This window comes from Natrinema caseinilyticum, from assembly GCF_024227435.1.
GTDB classification, from domain to species: Archaea; Halobacteriota; Halobacteria; order Halobacteriales; family Natrialbaceae; genus Natrinema; species Natrinema caseinilyticum.
In genome coordinates, this window is the sequence record NZ_CP100445.1 from 1,168,846 (window position 1) to 1,188,300 (window position 19,455).

Genomic DNA, 19,455 nt, shown 5'->3' on the forward strand with positions numbered 1-19,455 from the left:
CCCGGACATTTAGCGGGGGACGGCAAAAACGATGGCATCGGTGTCCCGGTTCTCCGATATTCCGTGTCTCGCGAGTCACGGGCCGTCCGCCCGGATACCGTGAAAGGCGCCGATCGGTTAGACGCGACGACTCCACCGCCCGAATCGAACGCGCTTCCGAAAGCGTTGGCTGGTCAGAAAACCCTAATAAACTGGTAACCCCGGAATTTTTCAACCGGAGGGTCGTACTGAACACTGTATGGGATTCGGGAGCTACGACGAATCCGAACAGCAGGAAGTCGACGCTGATTTTGACGACGACGACGCCGTGAAATCGGGAGAGAACAGCCACGACGGAACGATCGAGTTCGAAAACGGGGCGTCGAGTGACGAGTTGCTCGACCGGCTTAAAGAGATCAAAAACGAAGAGACGGAGGAACCGGACACCTGATGAAAGCCGGGGTACGGGCGCTCGGTATCGCGGAATCGTACCACCCCGACCGCGACCGAAGCACGCTGGCCGGTGCCGTCGTTCGCTCCGATCGGGTCTGTGACGGGCTGGCCTTCGGCGCCTGTACCGTCGGCGGCACCGATGCGACCGACGCCGTCATCGATCTGATCGACGACCTGGACCGGCCGGACGTCCGGTACGTCCTGCTCGGCGCTGTCGCCCCGGCGTGGTACAACCTTCTCGATCTTTCTCGCGTTCACGAGGCCGTCGACCGACCGGTACTCGCCGTCACGTTTGAGGCGAGTACCGGCCTCGCGGCCGGCCTGCGTGACGCCTTTTCGGACGACGAACTCGAAGAGCGCCTCGAGACCTATCGGGCGCTGCCGGACCGCCGTGAGCTGTCGGTCAACGACGAGACGGTCTACGTCAGGTGTCTCGACCTCGAACCGGCCGTAGCCGACGAAGTCATCCGGGCGTTCACGCCGGCGGGTGGCCGACCGGAGCCGATCCGGGTCGCGAGGGTGGCGGCTCGAGCCGCCGATTCGTACGTTCGATCCGGATAGGTTTCTCTCCCGTGCGGATATTTGTCGTACAGTGTCATCTCGGCTTTGCGCCGTCGCTATCGGTTTCTCGGCGCGAATTTCAGACACGTTTCACCGAAATTTCTTCATAGATTAAGATGTAAGAGTGTGACGATGAATACTATTACTGCCCTTCGTTACGTCGGTGCCTTCCTTTTCGTATATATCGGGGCTACAGGTTGGGTCGTTTTATTCTCTGGCAGAGAGAACTGGCTCCGGATACGATTCGATCCTGCGTACGTGTTGATCGTACTAGTCGCGCTAGGGATAGCTGGAATCGGATACTGTGTCGGAGAGAAAGCGGGACTCGGAGAATGAATGGTTGATGACCGATTATAATTTCCGGTAACTATATAATTGGACTGGAGTCCGAGCGAGAATGAAGCCTCCCAAACGGACTATCGCAAAGGTTCTGCCGGATCGGACACATTCCGATGCGCCGATCGCGAATGCGTGTTTTGCCCGCCTCTCTACCCCCGAACGACATTAAAAGGAGAAAACCATAGTAGCCGGCCGTTCGAGCAGTGGCTATGGGTGAAATGACGGATCTCTGTGTGGCGGAGTGTCGGCGCTGTCCGGCGCTCGTCGACTCCCGGAGCCGGATCGTCAACGGAACGGGCCCCGAGGACGCCGACCTCCTGTTCGTGGGCGAGGGACCCGGAGCGACCGAAGACGAGCGAGGCGAGCCGTTCGTCGGCCGGAGCGGTTCCGTCCTCGACGACGGTCTCAGGGCCGTCGGACTCGCGCGCGAGGACGTCCGCATCACGAACTGCGTTCGCTGTCGACCGCCGGAGAACCGCGATCCGTCCGCGGACGAACTCGAGAACTGCCGGGGCTACCTCGAACGGGAGATCGAACGGCTCGATCCCGAAGTGATCGTGACGCTCGGAAAAGTCCCGAGTGAACACCTCGTAGGGCGTTCGGTCGCGGTGACGAAGGAAGCGGGCGACGTAGAGGAGATCCGAATCGACGCCACGCCGTATCGAGTGTTGCTCTGTCTCCATCCGGCCGCGACGCTGTACGACAGGAGTCAACTCGAGACGTTCGAGCGGACCCTCGAGCGGGCGGCGGATCTCGCGGGGGTCGACGGGGCCGAAAGCGGGCAGATGCGACTCGACGGGTTTTGACGGCGGACGTCGAAATTTCGCCGGCGGTTGGATGGCCCATCCGTCGCCAGGAAACGCCCGCTCGCGGCCGGTCGACGGGTGTCGTCCGCCGCCCAGCTTCAGTGGTCTTCGAGCCACCCGAGGGAGACGCGATCGTCGTCGATCGAGCCGACGTAGGGCTTCACGTCGAGAACGGGCGTCCCGTCGACGAGATCGAGTCCCCTGACGCGGAGCGTCGTCCCGTCGCGATCGAGTAGTTCGACGGTGGTCTGTGCGATCGGGTTCGGTCGGTGCGGGCTCCGCGACGCGAAGACGCCGACCTCGAGGTCGGCGGCGTGGGGCGGTCGAGCGGTGAGTCGGTACTCGTCGACCTCGTCGAGGTGAGCGAAAACGACGACGTGGGAGAAGTCGTCGAGGCCCGCCAGGCCGTCCTCGTATTGCGCCTCGAGGACGATTTCGCCCGTCGTCTCGTCGACCTCGTCGTGGGAGACGTCCTCGGGGGAGTCGTGCGGTGAGCGAACGTATCCGATCGGTGTGTAGGTAATCGCCATGGGTGTGGCTGCTGCGTGCGGAAGGGTAGTCGGGCCGAGCGCAACACTCCGTCGATGGTATTCGACCGGCAGCCACTGACTGTAGACGGTTCCGAGGCCGCCCCGAGACCGATTGCCCGAAAGGTAATTCACTTCAACGGGCCACACCGAGTAGACGTATGTGCACCGTCTCGTCCCCACCCGCGGAAACGCTCGCCTCCGTCGTCATCGTCGACTACGGGTTGGGTAACCTCCGTAGCGTCACTCGTGGCTTAGAGCGCGCGGGTGCCGACGTCGAAATCACCGACGATCCTGCCGCCTTTGTGGCGGCCGACGGCGTCGTCCTCCCGGGTGTCGGCGCGTTCCGCGAGGGCGTCGAGAACGCCGATCCGCTTCGCGAGGACCTCCTCGCGGTCGCCGAGAGTGGCACGCCGCTGTTCGGGATCTGTCTCGGCATGCAGATGCTACTCACGACGAGCGAAGAGGGCGAAACCGACGGCGAGTCGGCCGTCCGGGGCCTGGATCTGATCCCCGGCACGAACGTTCGATTCGCCGAAGGCCAGAAAGTTCCCCACATGGGCTGGAACGAACTCGAGATCCAGCGCGAGCACCCGCTCGTCGAGGGCGTCGACGGAAACTACGCGTACTTCGTCCACTCCTACTACGCCGCTCCCGACGACGAGAACGCGGTGGTCGCGACGACGGAGTACGACAGGGAGTTCCCCTCGATCGTCGCGAACGAGGCGGGCACCGTCTTCGGAACGCAGTTCCACCCCGAGAAGAGCGGGGAGACGGGACTACAGATTCTGCGGAACTTCGTCGAGATCTGCGCCGACGAATAACGGACGTGCTCGAGACGCTCGATGCACCGACTCGCGATATTCGCATTCCTTTTTGTTGTCATTCTCCACTCGCCTGAAGGCAGGGGAATCCAGCTTGCCACCGAAGGGGGTTTAGCCCCACTCCGCGAGCGCGTCGTCTGTGCGGGGTTCGCGCTCGGCTCGCAGTGGACTGTGGCACTGTAAAGGGAGCACCGTCCTGCGGAGAGTAATCGTCTTCCGGCTTTCGATGATACAGCGGCATTCCGGGGTCAAACAGCAGTGATACAGCGGCACCGAGGGGTATCGATTGGCACCATTGAGACGCTCTGCGGCTGAAATAACCCGTATACAGCGGCACCCTGGTACCGACGAATCGCTACGACGAGACTCCGTTCTCCCTCGGTTACAAGAACTCGCGCACGTCGGAATACCACATATCGTGATAGTCGACGTGGCCTACACGGCGTGCGATCGCGACGGCCAGCGAGTGCCAGCAGCGCTCGGTCGGATCGTCGTCGTCCAGGTTGTACTCGCTATCCTTGCAGGTACAGTTCCCGTCCTCGACGATGTACTCGTCGTCGTAGCCGACGACGATCGTGAAGTCGCGATAGGCTTTCACGCGGTTTTCGCCCACCGCCTCGATGGCGCGGACCCCGCGGTCGCCGTGAATCTGTGAGATGTCGCCCACAATCTCGGGCGTCAACTCGCCGGCTTCCTCGAGGGCTGCCTGCCATCGTTCGACGGGATTGGCCTCCGACACGACAGCTACTGTGTACTGAACTGTAAAATCGGTTTGGTTGTCCAGCGGGTCCGATTCGGTCGTCTCGATGTGCATCGGACCATCGGGACCGCCGAAATCTATGCAACGGCGGTAATCGCGTCACCGTCCCAGTCCTCCGACCCCACGCCTCGAACCTCCGATACCTCGACTCAGCCAGCCGGAATACCGTTTGCTCTCCTCACGTGTCGGTGGCCGACCGGCTCTCGCACCGGTATCCGGTGACTGCGCGAGCGGATCGGTCCCGGTAGCGACGCGAGACCACACTGCTTTTCGCCCGCTACCGACGAGACGTGATATGCGCGTCACCGAGGGCGGGATCGAACTCGAGGTCCCCGGCGAGCAAACCGAGGGGATCGAAGAGGCGGTGTTCTACAATCCGCGACAGGAACTGAACCGGGATTTGACGATCGCGACGCTCCGAGCGTATCGCCGGCGCGAGGAGCGCGCGACGACGTACCTGGATGCGATGACCGCGAGCGGCGTCCGCGGCGTCCGGGCCGCAGCGGACGGCTGGGACGTCACCTGCTGTGACGTCGACGAGGCGGCCGCCTCCCTCGCGCGGGAGAACCTCGATCGGAACGGCGTCGAAGCGACGGTCGAACGGCGGAACGTCAACGCCCTGCTGCACGAGTCCGCGTTCGACGTGATCGACCTGGATCCCTACGGGACGCCGATGCCGTTCGCAGACGCCGCGTTCGCCACCTGTCGGGACCTCCTCTGTGTGACCGCGACCGACACTGCGCCCCTCTGTGGCGCACACTTCAACAGCGGCGTGCGCTCGTACTCCGCGGTGCCGCGAAATACGGACTATCACGCGGAGATGGGCGTGCGGATCCTCGTTTCGGCGCTCGCGCGCAGCGCCGCCCGCTTCGACGTCGGCGTCGAACCGATCCTGACCCACGCGACCAGTCACTACGTCCGGACCTACCTCGACCTCGAGCACAAAGCGACGGCGGCCGACGCGGCGATCGACGAACTCGGGTACGTCTACCACTGCGAAGACTGTCTCTTCCGGGAGACCGATCGAGGGCTGATCGCCGATCCGCTCGAGCGGTGTCCCCACTGTGATGGCACGCGATTGCTCACCGCCGGCCCCGTCTGGCTGGGCCCGGTACGGGACCGGTCGTTCGTCGCGAGGGTTCGCGAGGCGGTTCCGGACGCGTTCGGAACCGCGGACGCCGCACGGGACCTCTGTGAGACGCTCGAGACGGAACTCGACGAGCCGATGCACTACGACCAGCACAAACTCTGTCGAAACTGGGGGCTGCCCGCCAACGCGATGGACGACTTCCTGACGGACCTGCGGGACGCGGGGTACGCGGCTTCGAGAGCCCACTACGGCGGTACGACGTTCAAGACGGACGCGAACGTGGGGGAGATTCGCGCGGCGACCGAGGGGAACCTCGACTGATCGCGTTGCCTTCCTCCCACCCCCGAGGGAGTAAGGGGCTTGCGCTCGCCACGTGTCACTCCACGTCGGCGTACAGGCGGACGAGCCCGCACTCCGGACAGCAGACGCCCTGAAGGTTCGTCGTGTTCCGGAAGCCGATCTTCCCCAGGAGACCGTCCCGTTTGTCGGTCGCGATCGACGGCTTCATCCCCTCGCCGTCGCGGACGGACACCGATTCCATCGTCACGCCACAGTCGGGGCAGCGTCGTTGTTCCATGCGATATAGTTCGCGCGTTGATACAAAAGCGGGACGGATTCGACGTGTTACTCGAGGGGCCGAAATCGCGAATCCGAGCGCGGTCGGGCGCCGTCTCGAGTCGGTGGCGCGTCGTGCTGTGGGAGCGCATAATGTGGCCCGGGTCGAACGAACGCACGTGATCGATCACAGTCGGGGACTCGAGCTGACAGGGCGGGCCATCCGGCTCGCCAGGGACGAACAGGTGACGTTACTCGCAGCCGGGGTCGCATTCTACGGGTTTCTCTCGCTCGTTCCGCTGGTGTTGCTCGCGCTCGGTATCGCGGCGTCGATCGGCGGAGAGGCGCTCGCCGCTCGACTCATGGCGGCGGTCGACAACGTGTTCACGCCGTCGGCCCGGGAACTGCTCGCCGAGACTATTTTCGACGAGACCAACCGTCAAGGGGCGACCGTCGTCGGTATCTTCGGCTTGCTGTGGGGGTCGAGTCGCGTCCTGAGAGGTCTCGATCGAGCCTTTTCGGAGGTCTACGGCACTGCGGGGTCGAAATCGCTGCTCGACAGCATCTGGGACGCGACGATCGTCGCGCTCGTCATCTCGCTCGCGCTCGCGCTCATCGGCGTCCTCGAGTTCCTGCTCCGGTTCGTCCCGGGTTTCGAGATGGTGATCGTCGGCCAGCTGTTCGTCGTAATCGGGCTGGTCGCGACGTTCTTACCGCTGTACGTCGTCTTTCCCGACGCGAACGTCGGAGTCCGAGAGGCGATTCCGGGAACGGTCGTCGCCGCCGTCGGCTGGTTCGGCCTCAGCCGCACGTTCTGGGTGTATACCGATCTCGTCACCGGATATACGCTATACGGCGCGCTCGGGGCCGTATTCCTCGTTCTCGTCTGGCTCTACGTCGGCGCCGTGCTTCTCGTCTTCGGAGCGGTCCTGAACGCGGTGCTCGCTTCCCATGGAGTGGATCGGCAGCTACAAAGTCCCAGCGGACGACAGGTCTCCACAGAAGCGATGACCGACGACGCCACGGGTGCCGACGAGGGAGCCACGGAAGACCGCGGGACCGACCGCGCAGCGACGAGACACGCGGGCGCTCGGACGCACGACCGGGCGGACGACCCCGAGGTGCTGCGCGAAGAGATCGAGCGGTTGCGCGATCGCGTAGACGACTTCGAGGACGACGTCGACGATCGCACCGTCAGGAAAGAATCCCTCGAGGGCGAACTCAAACGCTACGTCCGGAAACGGGTTCGCCGCGGTCACGCGCGCGACTGGGGGCCGTACCTCGTCTTGCTGTACGGGACGGCCATGTCCATCGGCGCATTTTACTTCCTCGAGGGCGGCTGGGCGATCCTCGCGATGTTCGTCGTCTGGACGTCGACGCTCGGGGTCTACGTCCTGATGGTCCTGTTCGGATTCGGAATCTCGCTGCTCGACGCCCCCGGCCGCCTGCGCGATCTGATCGGCGAGCGGCGTTCCTAAACACGTCTCGGGGCATCCGGTTCGCGTTCGGCTTCGGGAGGTGGCCGTCGGGCTCGAGCGGACCGGCACCATTCACTCGTCGCGCTCGAGTTGGTCGCCGCCGAATTCGTCGTCGCTCTGGATGCGCGACGCCTGCGGCCCGTCCTGATCCTGATACTTCGAGCCGCGCTCACTGCCGTAGGGCCGTTCCGCCGGCGTTTTGAGTTCCGTAAAGGTGAGTTGCGAGATCCGCATCCCCGGCGTGAGCGCGACCGGTGCCGTGCCGAGGTTCGAGAGCTCGAGGGTGATCTGGCCCCGATACCCGGGATCACAGAGGCCGGCCGTGGCATGCACCACCACGGCAAGACGCCCCAAGGACGACCGGCCTTCGACGTGGGCGATCAGATCCGCCGGAATCTCGACGCGTTCGTGGGTCGTGCCGAGGACGAAATCGCCGGGATGGAGGATGAAGTCGTCGCCCTCTGTAACGATGGTTTCGGTCACGTACTCGTCGACTTCCTGTTCGGAGTTGGGGTGAATACAGGGGATGTTCGTCCGCTGAAATTCGAGGAACTCCCGCCCCAGACGGAGATCGATACTCGCAGGCTGGATCTGCAGTTCTGGGTCGTCGAGCGGTTCGACGACGAGGTCGCCAGCCTGGAGGCGCTCTATGATATCCGCGTCCGAGAGTATCATATCCAGTAGGAGCGAGTACGGGACCCTAAAGTCCTCGGTCCGTCATCGGCCACCCGCTTCGGTTTCGATTCTCACCAGCGGCGACAGACGTCGGTCGCCCGATCGTGCGTCTCGAACGGTCGAGGGACAGTTCGGTCGATTCGCGTCTCGCCCGGGACTGTTCGCCGTCTCGGACGTCCACGTAGCGGTTACGTGACCAGTCTCTGTCATGTGGCCTCATCGGTTATCAAACAGTACCTCCAATGCAGATCCATGAAAGAGAAGCAGGACCGATTCAACGGCGATTCGAGGGTTCTGCATCGACGGGCGGTCAGAACACCAGTTCCCGACGTGGAGGCCGAACGTGTCTTTCACGAGAACATGATGGCCGTGGCGGATGCACGGGACCGGAAGGCGGACTTGCTCGCCGATCCAGACGTGACGTTGCTGGACGCCTACGAAGCGGAACTCGAGCGTATCGCCGACAGCGTCGAGCGACAGTTTCGAGTCGTGGCCGGTGAAGAATTCGAGGAAGCCGCGATTGCGTACAATCGCGGTGAACGCGACGATCCGACGGGGGCGCTCGCCACGTACTACTCCGAAGGTCTGTGGCGGATTCAACAGCGGACTACCATTACGGAAATGCTGTTCTCCCCGATCATCCTTCGGTATCCCGACTGCGTCACGGTGAACATTCGATTTGCGAGCGGGTATAGTACGCAGCGGTCGATCCACTACGAATCGCCGGAACACTCGACCGAGGAACTGGCGGACGAACACGCCGAGACGTACTACGAAGAAAGCCTGTACTCACAAAAGCGAGCGGCCGCATACCTCCGTGAGACGTCCCAGATCATTCGAGAAGAGTTCCCTCACCCCGACGAGACCACGTTCGAGGAGCACAAGTACGGCGGTATCGTCGCCGCGGGCGGACGGCGAGGCTCGGTCTTTTCGGCGTTGCTCGAGCGCGTCGAGCCGGATCCCGATCGGTTTTCGGAGCCCGCCACCGAAACGACCCTCGTCCAGGAGGGTCCGGAGGCGAGACGGACGGAACGGGAACTCTTTTTCGACGGTGAACTCGTGTACTGAGAGTGGCTACCCAGAGAACGCGGTGAACCGATGTCGCCGTCTCGACCGAATTGTTCGTGAGCGAACCGAGCGCCCCGACGCGACCGGGCCGGGAGCGGTCCGTACGCCCTCCGGGGTCTAGTTACCGAAACGATACGAACTGCGCGGCCCGGGACGGATCGTCGGCACACGGTTATCGCAGCGTCGCACGTGCCCTTTCCCCGGACAGTACGCGAAATCCGAGCAAACACCTATGTTGTGCTATAACATACCATGGACTATGAGGGTGAGATGTTCGCTGTGTCGACATACGATTCCGGACCGCTCACTGCAGCGGTGGTGCACGTGCGGATGGTGCATGGACCCGAGCTGCGAACGGAATCATCGATCGTTCTGCCCAGTCCACGGCACCGAGCGCTGGATCGGTGCAGTCGAAGTATAGCGGGTATTTTGCCGCGCAGTCGTCGTCCCGGTCGGGTGAGGCTGAAACGAACTGGAAATCGATTTGAGCCCGTCCTCCGCGTCTCGAGGGACGATCGTTCGAGCCACGAGCCGCGTCCCGTCAAACCGTCCGCAGGTCGTCCGTCGCTCGCGATCGGATGGCGGCCGCGGCGATTTCGTCGGCGCGTCTCACGATTTCGGCTTCCAGCGTCGCCGGTTCGACCGTCGTTCGACTCGTATGCGAGAGCACGATGTGGACGAGTTCGACCGGTAAATCCGCCCGCGCAACGCTGTAGACACCGTAGTGGGGGTGGCCGAGCAGGCCGGAAATCGCCGTTTCGTCCATCCCGTCGAACTCGGCGAGTTTACTCACGTCGTGGACCAGCGCCCCTGCGATGACGGTGTCCAGCGAGACGTCGGCCGACCGTCGCTCCAGTAGCGTCTCCGCGACCGTGATCGCACAGGCGGTCACGTCTCGCACGTGGTCGACCAGATACTCGTCGTCCAGCCCCAACTCGCGCTGAGACGGCGGAAACCACGGCACCGCAGTGATGTCGTCGACGTCGTGTTCCGCGACGGCCGTCGTCCACGCGTCGACGACGCCGGCTCGCAATTCGTCGTCCTCGATAGCCTCTAGTTCGGGGAAGACCGACCGAATCGTTTCCTCGCTCATACCCCTGACAGAGCGTGCCACTACAAAAGACTACGTGACGTTCGTGGCACGATTCCGACGGACGAAACCCGGACTTTCCGTCGATCCCGCCGCGCGGTACTCGCGGGCGAGCCCCGCAAGATAGGTACGGATAAAGGTGTCCCCGTCCTCGAGTCGGCCATGAAACAGGCAATCGTTGCCCGCACGGACGTCGGGATGGGGCAGGGAAAACTCGCTGCACAGGTCGCTCACGCGTCGTTATCGGCCTACGAGAAAGCCGACTCGCAGTTGCAAAACCAGTGGAAGCAGGGCGGTCAGAAGAAAGTCGTCCTGAAGGGCACGAGCGAACGCCAGCTCCACGAACTCGCCGAAATCGCCGAGCGCGGTGGTATCCCCCACGCCATCGTCCGCGACGCCGGCCACACGCAACTCGAGCCCGGAACCGTCACCGCGCTGGCCGTCGGACCGGCCGCTGACGACCGCGTCGATAGCGTGACCGGCGAGCTCTCCCTGTTCTGACCGTCCCCGAACTGGCAGGCCGCGTCCGCCGCGCCGTCACAGAGCGCGCCGATCAATCCGAGCGATAGCCTCGCGGTTCGTCTCTGACGCGGGAGTCGCCGTCGGAAGCGGGCGCGGATGCGCGGACTCGTGACGCGAGTGCATCGGTATCGATCGATCCGCTCCCGAGTACCGCGAAGCCGGCGAAGATCGTCAGGAAGCCGACGACCGCCAGCGCGTCGATCGTCTCGCCGAGCAGCGCCCAGCCGCCGAGCGTCGAGACGACGGGCACGACGTAGAAGATCAGATTCGCGCGGATCGCACCAGCCGAATCGATGAGTCCGAAGTAGGCGATGTACGCGAAGACGCCCGCGAAGATGCTGACGTAGCCGAGCGCCAGAATCGCAGCCGGGGTCCACTCGATCGTCGCCGCCGACTCGCCGCCGAGCCAGGCCAGCAGGTGACAGAGTGCGGCCGCAAACGGCAGCCCCCAGGCGACGCGAACCGTACTCGAGAGGTCGCTGTCGGCCCGCCGAACGAGGACGGCACCGAGCGCGGCACTGACCGCGCCGACGAACAGGATTCCCTTGCCGACGGCGCCGCCGAGCAGGTTCGCGGGATCGGGGCTGACGACGAGGCCAACGCCGAGCAGGCCGATACCCATGCCGGCGGCACCACGAGCGGAGAGGCGCTCGTCCGAGAGCACGGCCGCGGCGAACACCGGCGTCATGATCGGGTTGAGACTGTACAGGATCGAGGCGACGGCGCTGGAGACGTACTGCTGGCCGACGAACAGCAACGCGTTAGTCAGTCCGATCGCGAGGACGCCCGTCGCGAGAATACCCGCGACGTCGCCGCGCGTCCGCGGGAACAGGTCCGATCCGGAAGTGGTCCAGCCGACGTACGCCAGCATCAGGATCGCCGCGACGTCGAATCGAGCGGCGACGAACAACAACGGCGGGAAATACGCCAGCCCCGCTTTCGCCGCGACGAACGTCCCACCGAAGAACAGACTCGAGAGGGCGAAGGAGGCGACGATGCGACGGGAACTCACGGTGAGTCCGTCACCTCCGTTCCAATCGCGCGTGCAGATACGACAGCGGGTGACGGCCCAAATGCGGGAATCATGGTAGGAGACCGTACGAGAGCCGGGTTTATAGTTTCGTTCAGAAAAACTTTCACGGGAAGAAAGAGGCGACGGGCCGGGAAAGACCGCCGGTACCGCGAGAGCGCAACAACGCGTGAAAAGATTTCACGGTGCGAAAACTGTTTAGGGTCACAGAAACGACGGATCGTATGGAATCGGCCCTCGAGGAGATCGAGTTCCTCGCGCTCTCGTCGAACCGCGTCGAGGTGCTCGGACTGGTATCGGAGGGACGATACGCGCGCACCGAACTGGCGGCGGAGACCGGTGCCTCGCAAGCCACGCTGGGCCGGATACTCGGGGATTTTCAGGACCGGTCGTGGGTCAGACGCGACGACGACGAGTACGTCGCGACCGCGACCGGGCGACTCGTCTCGGCGGGGTTCACCGATCTCCGGGAGATCCTCGAGACCGAGCGAAAACTGAGAGAGATCGTGGACTACTTGCCGGCCCACGCGATGGACGTCGATTTGCGTCGGCTCGCGGACGCGACGATAACCGTCCCCAGCGCGACGCGACCGAACGCACCGTTGCGGCGATTGCTCGGCCTCCTTCGCGAAGCCGACGAGGTCCGGGCGTTCTCCCACACGTTCAACGAACAGACCCTGGCCGTCGTCAGGGAGCGGGTGACGGAGGGAGACCAGCGGTTCCGTGGCGTCTTCGGCCGGAACGCGATCGACGCGCTCGCCGAGGAGTCCGAACTCCGTGACCCACTCGAGTCGCTACTCGCGGCCGAGGCCGCCGATATCAGGGTTCGCGAGGAAGGCGTTCCGCTCGCGGTCATGATCGCCGACGAGACCGTCTCACTGCTGCTTCGCGACGAGAAGGGCGTCCTGCGGGCCGCCGTCGACACCGACGACGACGCCGTTCGCTCGTGGGCCGAGGACTCGCTGAACCACTATTGGCGAACGGCGACACCGCTCGAGGCCGAGGGCCTGTTCGACTGATCGTCGTTAGCCGCTGGCGCTGGCGACGGTCGCGATCGAATCAACTCTCGATGAATCGGTTTCCTCGAGCGTCGGTGCCGGCCGTGCGAGCGTGGCCGGCCGAGACCCGGTCGCGATGGACGACGCGGGTTCCGATTCCCGACCGCCGTCGGTCTGTTCGATGACGTACTCCTGGCCGATCGTCGACGCCTGGAGGGTGTCGACGGGCGCGTGGTCTTCCGTGAGGATCGGGACGTCGCCGGTCGCGGGGTCGTCCATGTAGCCGTCGACCTCGACGCTCAGGTCGATTCCGAGGTCGCGGCGTTCGTTTCGCGTCGCGAGGTCGGCCTCGCTAAAGCTCGTCTCGTCTTTCGTCGCGGCCACTTCGATGTTCTGCACCGAGTCCCAACTCGAGGTCCGGAAACTGTACGTGGACCCGAAGGCTTCGTCGATAGTCTTGTACTGCGCCCGGTAGAATTCGGATCCCGTGCCGCTCGGGGCGGCGATGACGTTCGCGAGGAAGACGCCGTCCTCGGTCAGGTGCGATTCGGCCAGTTCCATGAACTCGAGTTGGGTCAGGTGAACGGGCACCTGATCCTTCTGGTAGGCGTCGAGGACGATCAGGTCGTATTTCGTATCGGTATTCTGGAGGAACACTCGCCCGTCTTCCGTGTGGGCGGTCAGGTTGTCGCTTTCCTCGAGTCGGAAGTACTCCTTCGCGGTCCGGGTCACCGCGGGGTCGAGTTCGACGACGTCCACGTTCACGTCGTACGTCCGCTCGAAGTCCTTCGGTCCGGTGTAGCCGCCTCCGCCGATGAACAGTACGTTCTCGACCTCCCTCGGGTCGTCGACCATCAACATGGGGATGTGGAAGTACCGCGTGTATTCGAAGACGTGCCGGTCGGGATTCTCGAGATCCATCGCGCTGTGGCGAGCACCGTCCAGATACAGCGTTCGGACGTCCCCGTCGTCGATGACCTCGAGTTCCTGATAGGCCGTCTGCGTCTGATAGACGACGTCGCCGCGGTGATCGAACGTCACCGGACCGATGCCGGCCCCGACCACGAGGAGGAACGCGATGGCGATGCTGGCGACCGCCGGGCGCGGCGGCAGCGTGGGCAGCGTGAGCGCGAAGGCGGTGCCGACGAGCACGAATCCGAACAGCAAGCCGATCATCTCGATGCCGAGGGCCGGGATCAGGACGTAGGTGGTCGCACCCGCACCGACGATGCTGCCGATGGTGCCGAGCGCGTAGACGTGACCCGACGCTTCGCCGGTTCCGTCTTTCTGGGAGAGTTCGGCCGAGTAGGGGCTAATGAAGCCGAGCAGGTAGGTCGGCGGCCCGAAGAGGATGAGCACGGCCGGCACCGATGCGTACCGGGTCGGCAGCGGGAGCATCGACGCGGAGAGCAGTAACTGGTCGCTCCCGTAGACGACGATGGCGACGTATCCCGCCGTTCCGAGTAGGATCCAGGTCATCCGGCGGATCGACGCGGTTGCGGCCCGTTTGCCGCCCTGCCAGTAGCCCAGGCTCAACGCGGCGAGGAAGACGGTGATGATGCTTCCCCAGGTGTAGACGCTGCTCCCGAACTGCGGGGCGATGATACGGCCCGCGAGAATCTCCAGCCCCATACTGGTGACGCCGGAGACGAACACCGCGACGTCTGGTTTCGTCGGCCGGAACACGGAGGGCTGGCGCACACTCATTGTCGGGCCAAAGCGGGCCGGCGACGAGAACCTGTCGCCTCACCACTGCCGGTATCGAGGTATCGGATCGGGACCGTACGCCACCGGAGTGTGCTGCGACATCCCCGGTCGGTCGTCGAATACGACCCCAGCGACACGGAATTCGCGTCGTATCGGCGCGTGTCGTCGGGATTCTGATCAGCGTGATGACTCGTCATCGAGTTTCCGGACGATTCGTTCACCGAAATGGTCGAACGGCTGAACGAACGTACTCTTGATTAGTTTGGAGTTGACCACCGTCAGGCCCAGATCGCTCAACTCGTCGTTGATGCGAGCGATATCGTCGGTGTCCGTTCCGACGGCTTCGATCTGGACGTTGTCCGATCCGTTGAGCACTTCCCGTACGCTTACGACCCCGCGGACGGTCCGGGCGTCGCTTGCGAGCGTCTCTCGAGAGAGGCCGGGCGCGCGACAGATGAAGAGCAGATGGAGCTGGAAGCCCGCCTCGTCGTAGTCGATCGACGGATAGTAGCCGCGGATGATACCCTCGTCTTCCATCGTCTCGATTCGGCGTCGAATCGTGCTGGCGGACACCCCGATTCGCTCGCCGATCTCCTGTGGCGTGATGCGGCGAGCATCCCGTTGAAGCAGGAACAGAATCGCTCGGTTCACGTCGTCTCCGTTCATGATACACCGTTTCGAAGTCACAGGGTTTCACGATCAGCGTACCTCCAACGTAACGAGGTACGCCTTCGAATCCGCAGTCTGGACGTGCAACAATCGGTGTCGGGCAGACGGAACCTGCGAAGATCGCAACTCGATGGTGGGACTGTGACGAGGATGGACATCGCGGCCCAATCGTGCTCGGAGACCGGGGATGTCACCGGCCGCGACCGTCTCGGTCGGCGCGTCCGCTCGAACGGACGACGATTCCGATCGGTACGTCCCTCCGCGAAAGGTCGACGCGGGGACGGCGGTCGAGCGGCGTCAGTTCGTCGTGATAACTTCGATCACGTCCCGCGATTCGACCTCGTAGTCTTTGCCCAACTGGCGGTTCGTCCGGCAGTCGATGGCGTGTAGAAAGCCGTCGCCGATGTCGGAGTGGAGGCTGTACGCGAACTCTTCCGCCGTCGAGTTCGGGGATATCAGATAACAGTCCGGCAGTACTTCGCCGCGTTCGTTCCCCAGCCCGTTCGCGCCGCCTGGAAACACCGGTGTGACGCCGAGAACGTCGAACAGCGCCGTCTCGAGCGCCGCTTGAACGCCCGTCGCGCCGTACTCGGTGAGAAAGTCCCGGATCTGTTCGAGGCCCTCCTCCTGTTCTGCCGAGACGTCGCCCGTGATCTCGAAGTCCGCGTCCCCCGGCCTGTAGTCGACGACGCCCGCCTTCTCGGCCGACTTCAGGGCTTTCTCGGCGTGGGCGCTGCAGGGGACGATCGTCAGGTGGTCGTAGTCCGGATCGCTCGTGATCGCCTCGTAATTCTGCTGGGCGGCGGGCGTGTCCATCTTGTTCGCCGCGATGACCATCGGCTTGGTCGCCGTCCGAATCTCGCGAGCCAACGCGAGTTCGTCCGCCTCGTCCCACGCGTCCGGATCGAAACCGACGTCGACCCGTCTGATGAGGCGTTTGATCTCGTCTTCGGTCGTCTTGAAGGCGCTCATCTGCTCTGCGAGTTCTTCCTCGATGGCGTCGTCCTCCGTCGTGTAGCCCGACGCGTAGCGTTCGATCCCCTTCTGCAGGATTCCCAGGTACCACTGGTCGAGTTCCTCCTCGAGGAAGGCGATGTCGTCGCGGGGATCGTGGCCCTCGGTCGGCTCACCCTCGGCGTCGGTCGTGCCGGAAAAGTCGACGACGTGGACCAGTACGTCCGTCTCGTTCAGATCCGTGAGGAACTGGTTCCCGAGCCCGTTCCCCTCGTGTGCACCGGGGATCAGTCCGGCGACGTCGACGAGTTTCGTCGGGACGAACCGCGTCCCGTGGTCGCAGTACCCGACGGAGGGCGTACACTCCTCGTCGAACTCCGGTGCGGCGCAGTCGACGCGCACGTAGGCCTCGCCCACGCTGGGATCGATAGTCGTGAACGGATACGCACCTTCGGGAACGTCGTTCATCGTCGCCGCGTTGAAAAAGGATGATTTGCCGACGGACGGCTTCCCCACCAGTCCGATCCGGTAACTCGTACTCATTACCCCTTCTGGTCGCGGGGTGACTAAACGGGTTTCTGTCCGACAGCGGCGTGGTATGGACTCGCCTCACACGACCTAGCGTGCGTCGGCGGCTCGAGTCAAACGTGCGTCGGCGGCTCGACGGCCGTTTCGATGTCGAGTTCGTCGGCGACGTCCTCGAGCAGGTCGCCTTTGACCTCCGAGCTCCGCCAGCCGATTTCGGCGACCAGCGGGGGGTCGAACTCGGATCGGATCGTCTCGAGTCGCTCCCGCTCCGTCGCCACGCGCTCGCGAAGGTACCGTGCGCCGCGGCCGTTCTCGTCGGCGTCGGGCGACGGCGTGAGTTTGTTCGCGACGAGCCCGCGGACCGCGAGGTCCTTCTCCGCGAGGTCGGCGATGGCGCGTCGGGTCTCGTTCAGCGACAGTTCGTCGGGATTCAAGACGAGGAAGAACGCGGCGTCGTCGTCGAGCGCCGACCCGGCGAACTCGAAGAACTCCTTGCGCTCCTGGAGGCGCGCGAGGACGGGATCGCCCTCCATCACGCGCCGCGGCTCGTTGGCGCCGACGGCGGCCTTCTCGAAGAGGTCGATGCTCGTCCGCCGTTTGTGCATCAACCGATCGATCCACCCTTCGAGCAGTTCCGGCAGCCCGAGGAGTCGGAGGGTGCTCCCCGTCGGCGACGTATCGAAGACGACGCGGTCGTACGGATCGGCGCTGCGCATCACGTCGACGAACCGATCGAACAACGCCGACTCGTAGGCGCCGGGGGTCCCGTGCGCCATCTCCAGTTGCCGGTTGATCTCGTTGACCATCGCCGCCGAAACCTGCTCAGAGAGATCCTGACGGATTTCGTTCAAGTGTCGCGTCACCTCGTCGTCGGGGTCGATCTGCATCGCGTCGAGCCCCTCTACTCCCGCGACCGGTCGCGGGGAATCGTCGAACTCCTGGTCGAACACGTCGGTAACCGAGTGGGCCGGGTCGGTCGAGACCACCAGCGTTCGATGCCCGTCGCGCGCACATCGGAGCGCGTACGCACACGAGACGGTCGTTTTCCCGACGCCGCCTTTCCCGCCGAAGAAGACGAACGGTTCCATCAGAAGTGGTACTGCTGACCCTTGCGTTCGATGTACGAGTCGCGATCCCACAGCCGCCGTTCCCACGATTCGAACTCGGTTTCGAGGTAGGGCAACAGCTCCGACGTGTAGTACGAGACCGGCGACGGAATGCCGAACGCGTCCGGGAAACACGCAAGAATGAACGCGTCCTCGGTGTCCTCGGCTTCCTTCTCGATCTTCTCGTAGGCCGGATGCGAGATCATTCCGTGGTAGAGTCCTCGCACCCACTCCTCGAGCGTTTCGCGATACCGTTCGATCCGATCGGCCAGGGCCATGCCCGTACGTCCGTTCTGGAGGCTAAAAACCCTCTTGGAACGGTTTCAAGGCGCTGCAGTTCCAGTGGTCGAACATGGCTACGGACACGGCCGAGAACATTCCTGTCACGATCCTCTCCGGGAGTCTGGGGGCGGGCAAGACGACGCTCCTCAATCACCTGCTGTCGAACGCGGGCGATCGGAAGCTCGCGGTCCTCGTCAACGACATGGGGGCGGTCAACGTCGACGCCGAACTCGTCGCCGAGGGCTCCGAACTCGAACTCGAGGGGGGCGTCGCCGAGTTATCGAACGGCTGTATCTGCTGTGAACTCCAGGACGACCTCGAGACCGCCGTCGTCAGACTGGCCCGGGACCGATCGTTCGACCACCTCGTCGTCGAATCGTCGGGGATCTCGGAACCGGCACCAGTCGCGCGGCTGTTCACGACCGAGTCACGCGTCGCCGCACGCTACGACGTCGACACGCTCGTCACCGTCCTCGACACGCCCGCCTTTCTCGAGGCGTTCGCCGGCGACGAAACGCCACAGCGTCGAGGCGAGGAGGGCGACCGGCCGCTGTCGGACTTGCTCGTCGAGCAGGTCGAGGTCTCGAACGTCGTGCTCCTCAACAAAGCCGACCTGTGCAGCGAGGCGGAGCTCGCGGAGGCCGAGGAGCTCGTCCGAGCCCTCCAGCCGGACGCGAAGACGATCCCCACGACGTTCTCGGCTGTCGATCCCGACCGACTGCTCGGTGCGGACCTGTTCAACTCAAAGCGGGTGAACGACCTCCCCGGCTGGAAGCGGGCGCTGGCGGCGGCCGACGCGGATGGCGGACACGGTGGCGGTGACCACGACGGGACTCCCCCGCAGCGTGGCGAGAGCACCGACCGTCACGACCACGAGAAAACCGATGGCCGCGACGAGGGCAACGGGGACGACCACCACAGTCACCACGGTCACCACCATCCTGACGAGGTCTACGGCGTGTCGTCCTTCGTCTACCGCCGCAGGCGTCCCTTCCACCCCGAGCGATTCGCCGCGTTCCTCGAGTCGCTGCCCTCTGCGATCGTCCGCGCGAAGGGGACCGCCTGGATCGCCGACAACGAGATGCGGGTGTCGATCGCCCAGGCCGGGCCGTCGATAAGGGCCACCGCACAGGGCCCCTGGATCGCCAGCCTCCCCGAGGTCGAGCGCGACCTCTACCGATCGAACCGCCCCGACCTCGAGTGGCACGACGACCACGGCGATCGCCGGACGGAACTCGTCTTCATCGGCACGGACTACGACGAATCGGCGCTCCGGACGGACCTGGAGAACGCGCTCGTCACCGACGACGAGTGGCGTGTCGACGCGGGTCTCGAGGGGCGCTTCCCCGACGAACAGGGTGCGGAAGTCGTCGTCCGCGAGCCCTGATCCGCCTCTGTTGGTATCGCCGGTTTTCCATAGACAGACGGAAGATACGCCACGAAGTCGGGTCATG

General features: G+C 64.2%; 21 protein-coding genes. 10 read left to right on the forward strand and 11 right to left on the reverse strand.

The window, feature by feature from the left end:
• The first annotated feature begins 238 nt into the window (after positions 1 to 238).
• From NJT13_RS05590 to NJT13_RS05600, 3 genes are all read left to right on the forward strand, one after another.
• Complete coding sequence (locus NJT13_RS05590; protein ID WP_254524546.1) at positions 239 to 430, forward strand: DUF5786 family protein; 192 nt, start codon at positions 239 to 241, stop codon at positions 428 to 430.
• Positions 430 to 993 carry an endonuclease dU gene (locus NJT13_RS05595; protein ID WP_254524547.1) on the forward strand — a complete coding sequence of 188 codons (564 nt, stop codon included), beginning with the start codon at positions 430 to 432 and terminating at the stop codon, positions 991 to 993. Before NJT13_RS05590 ends, NJT13_RS05595 begins: the two co-directional genes overlap by 1 nt.
• A gap of 548 nt (positions 994 to 1,541) precedes the next feature.
• Entirely contained in the window at positions 1,542 to 2,138 is a 597-nt protein-coding gene (locus tag NJT13_RS05600) for a uracil-DNA glycosylase (RefSeq protein ID WP_254524548.1), read from the forward strand.
• Between the two features lie 98 nt (positions 2,139 to 2,236).
• Here NJT13_RS05600 and tsaA read toward each other — a convergent pair whose 3' ends face one another.
• Entirely contained in the window at positions 2,237 to 2,668 is a 432-nt protein-coding gene (tsaA, locus tag NJT13_RS05605; RefSeq protein WP_254524550.1) for a tRNA (N6-threonylcarbamoyladenosine(37)-N6)-methyltransferase TrmO, read from the reverse strand.
• Between the two features lie 158 nt (positions 2,669 to 2,826).
• On the opposite strand from tsaA, the gene hisH reads away from it, so the two are divergent.
• The gene (gene hisH, locus NJT13_RS05610) at positions 2,827 to 3,489 is read left to right on the forward strand and encodes an imidazole glycerol phosphate synthase subunit HisH (protein WP_254524552.1); all 663 of its coding nucleotides are present in this window, start codon (positions 2,827 to 2,829) and stop codon (positions 3,487 to 3,489) included.
• Positions 3,490 to 3,871: 382 nt separating this feature from the next.
• Here hisH and NJT13_RS05615 read toward each other — a convergent pair whose 3' ends face one another.
• Positions 3,872 to 4,228 carry a hypothetical protein gene (locus NJT13_RS05615; protein ID WP_254524553.1) on the reverse strand — a complete coding sequence of 119 codons (357 nt, stop codon included), beginning with the start codon at positions 4,226 to 4,228 and terminating at the stop codon, positions 3,872 to 3,874.
• Between the two features lie 316 nt (positions 4,229 to 4,544).
• Between NJT13_RS05615 and NJT13_RS05620 the strand changes: the two genes are divergently transcribed.
• The gene (locus tag NJT13_RS05620) at positions 4,545 to 5,660 is read left to right on the forward strand and encodes a tRNA (guanine(26)-N(2))-dimethyltransferase (protein ID WP_254524555.1); all 1,116 of its coding nucleotides are present in this window, start codon (positions 4,545 to 4,547) and stop codon (positions 5,658 to 5,660) included.
• A gap of 55 nt (positions 5,661 to 5,715) precedes the next feature.
• On the opposite strand, the gene NJT13_RS05625 is transcribed toward NJT13_RS05620, so the two are convergent.
• Positions 5,716 to 5,916: a hypothetical protein gene (locus tag NJT13_RS05625; RefSeq protein ID WP_254524557.1), complete on the reverse strand. Its 201-nt coding sequence runs from the start codon at positions 5,914 to 5,916 to the stop codon at positions 5,716 to 5,718.
• 157 nt (positions 5,917 to 6,073) lie between these two features.
• Between NJT13_RS05625 and NJT13_RS05630 the strand changes: the two genes are divergently transcribed.
• Positions 6,074 to 7,372: a YihY/virulence factor BrkB family protein gene (locus NJT13_RS05630; protein ID WP_254524558.1), complete on the forward strand. Its 1,299-nt coding sequence runs from the start codon at positions 6,074 to 6,076 to the stop codon at positions 7,370 to 7,372.
• 72 nt (positions 7,373 to 7,444) lie between these two features.
• Here the strand turns inward: NJT13_RS05630 and dcd are convergent, their stop codons facing one another.
• Entirely contained in the window at positions 7,445 to 8,047 is a 603-nt protein-coding gene (gene dcd / locus NJT13_RS05635; RefSeq protein ID WP_254524561.1) for a dCTP deaminase, read from the reverse strand.
• A gap of 252 nt (positions 8,048 to 8,299) precedes the next feature.
• On the opposite strand from dcd, the gene NJT13_RS05640 reads away from it, so the two are divergent.
• Positions 8,300 to 9,115, forward strand: coding sequence for a hypothetical protein (locus NJT13_RS05640; RefSeq protein ID WP_254524562.1), 816 nt, complete (start codon positions 8,300 to 8,302; stop codon positions 9,113 to 9,115).
• Positions 9,116 to 9,656: 541 nt separating this feature from the next.
• On the opposite strand, the gene NJT13_RS05645 is transcribed toward NJT13_RS05640, so the two are convergent.
• Positions 9,657 to 10,208: an HD domain-containing protein gene (locus tag NJT13_RS05645; RefSeq protein ID WP_254524563.1), complete on the reverse strand. Its 552-nt coding sequence runs from the start codon at positions 10,206 to 10,208 to the stop codon at positions 9,657 to 9,659.
• A 159-nt stretch (positions 10,209 to 10,367) separates the two neighbouring features.
• Here NJT13_RS05645 and pth2 point away from each other — a divergent pair, with 159 nt between their 5' ends.
• Positions 10,368 to 10,706 (forward strand): peptidyl-tRNA hydrolase Pth2, encoded by a 339-nt coding sequence (pth2, locus tag NJT13_RS05650; protein ID WP_254524565.1) that lies wholly within the window; start codon positions 10,368 to 10,370, stop codon positions 10,704 to 10,706.
• A 52-nt stretch (positions 10,707 to 10,758) separates the two neighbouring features.
• Here the strand turns inward: pth2 and NJT13_RS05655 are convergent, their stop codons facing one another.
• Entirely contained in the window at positions 10,759 to 11,739 is a 981-nt protein-coding gene (locus NJT13_RS05655; protein WP_254524566.1) for a DMT family transporter, read from the reverse strand.
• 242 nt (positions 11,740 to 11,981) lie between these two features.
• Between NJT13_RS05655 and NJT13_RS05660 the strand changes: the two genes are divergently transcribed.
• The gene (locus NJT13_RS05660; protein ID WP_254524568.1) at positions 11,982 to 12,776 is read left to right on the forward strand and encodes a helix-turn-helix transcriptional regulator; all 795 of its coding nucleotides are present in this window, start codon (positions 11,982 to 11,984) and stop codon (positions 12,774 to 12,776) included.
• A 6-nt stretch (positions 12,777 to 12,782) separates the two neighbouring features.
• Here NJT13_RS05660 and NJT13_RS05665 read toward each other — a convergent pair whose 3' ends face one another.
• From NJT13_RS05665 to NJT13_RS05685, 5 genes are all read right to left on the reverse strand, one after another.
• Positions 12,783 to 14,462, reverse strand: a complete 1,680-nt coding sequence (locus tag NJT13_RS05665; protein ID WP_254524571.1) for a spermidine synthase — start codon at positions 14,460 to 14,462, stop codon at positions 12,783 to 12,785.
• A gap of 177 nt (positions 14,463 to 14,639) precedes the next feature.
• Entirely contained in the window at positions 14,640 to 15,128 is a 489-nt protein-coding gene (locus NJT13_RS05670; RefSeq protein WP_254524573.1) for an Lrp/AsnC family transcriptional regulator, read from the reverse strand.
• Between the two features lie 300 nt (positions 15,129 to 15,428).
• Positions 15,429 to 16,628, reverse strand: a complete 1,200-nt coding sequence (locus NJT13_RS05675) for a redox-regulated ATPase YchF (protein WP_254524574.1) — start codon at positions 16,626 to 16,628, stop codon at positions 15,429 to 15,431.
• A gap of 98 nt (positions 16,629 to 16,726) precedes the next feature.
• Entirely contained in the window at positions 16,727 to 17,701 is a 975-nt protein-coding gene (locus NJT13_RS05680) for an ArsA family ATPase (protein ID WP_254524575.1), read from the reverse strand.
• The gene (locus tag NJT13_RS05685) at positions 17,701 to 17,997 is read right to left on the reverse strand and encodes a DUF7990 family protein (protein WP_254524576.1); all 297 of its coding nucleotides are present in this window, start codon (positions 17,995 to 17,997) and stop codon (positions 17,701 to 17,703) included. The genes NJT13_RS05680 and NJT13_RS05685 overlap by 1 nt, the downstream gene beginning before the upstream one ends.
• A 74-nt stretch (positions 17,998 to 18,071) precedes the next feature.
• On the opposite strand from NJT13_RS05685, the gene NJT13_RS05690 reads away from it, so the two are divergent.
• Positions 18,072 to 19,388: a CobW family GTP-binding protein gene (locus NJT13_RS05690; protein ID WP_254524578.1), complete on the forward strand. Its 1,317-nt coding sequence runs from the start codon at positions 18,072 to 18,074 to the stop codon at positions 19,386 to 19,388.
• The last annotated feature ends 67 nt before the right edge of the window (positions 19,389 to 19,455 follow it).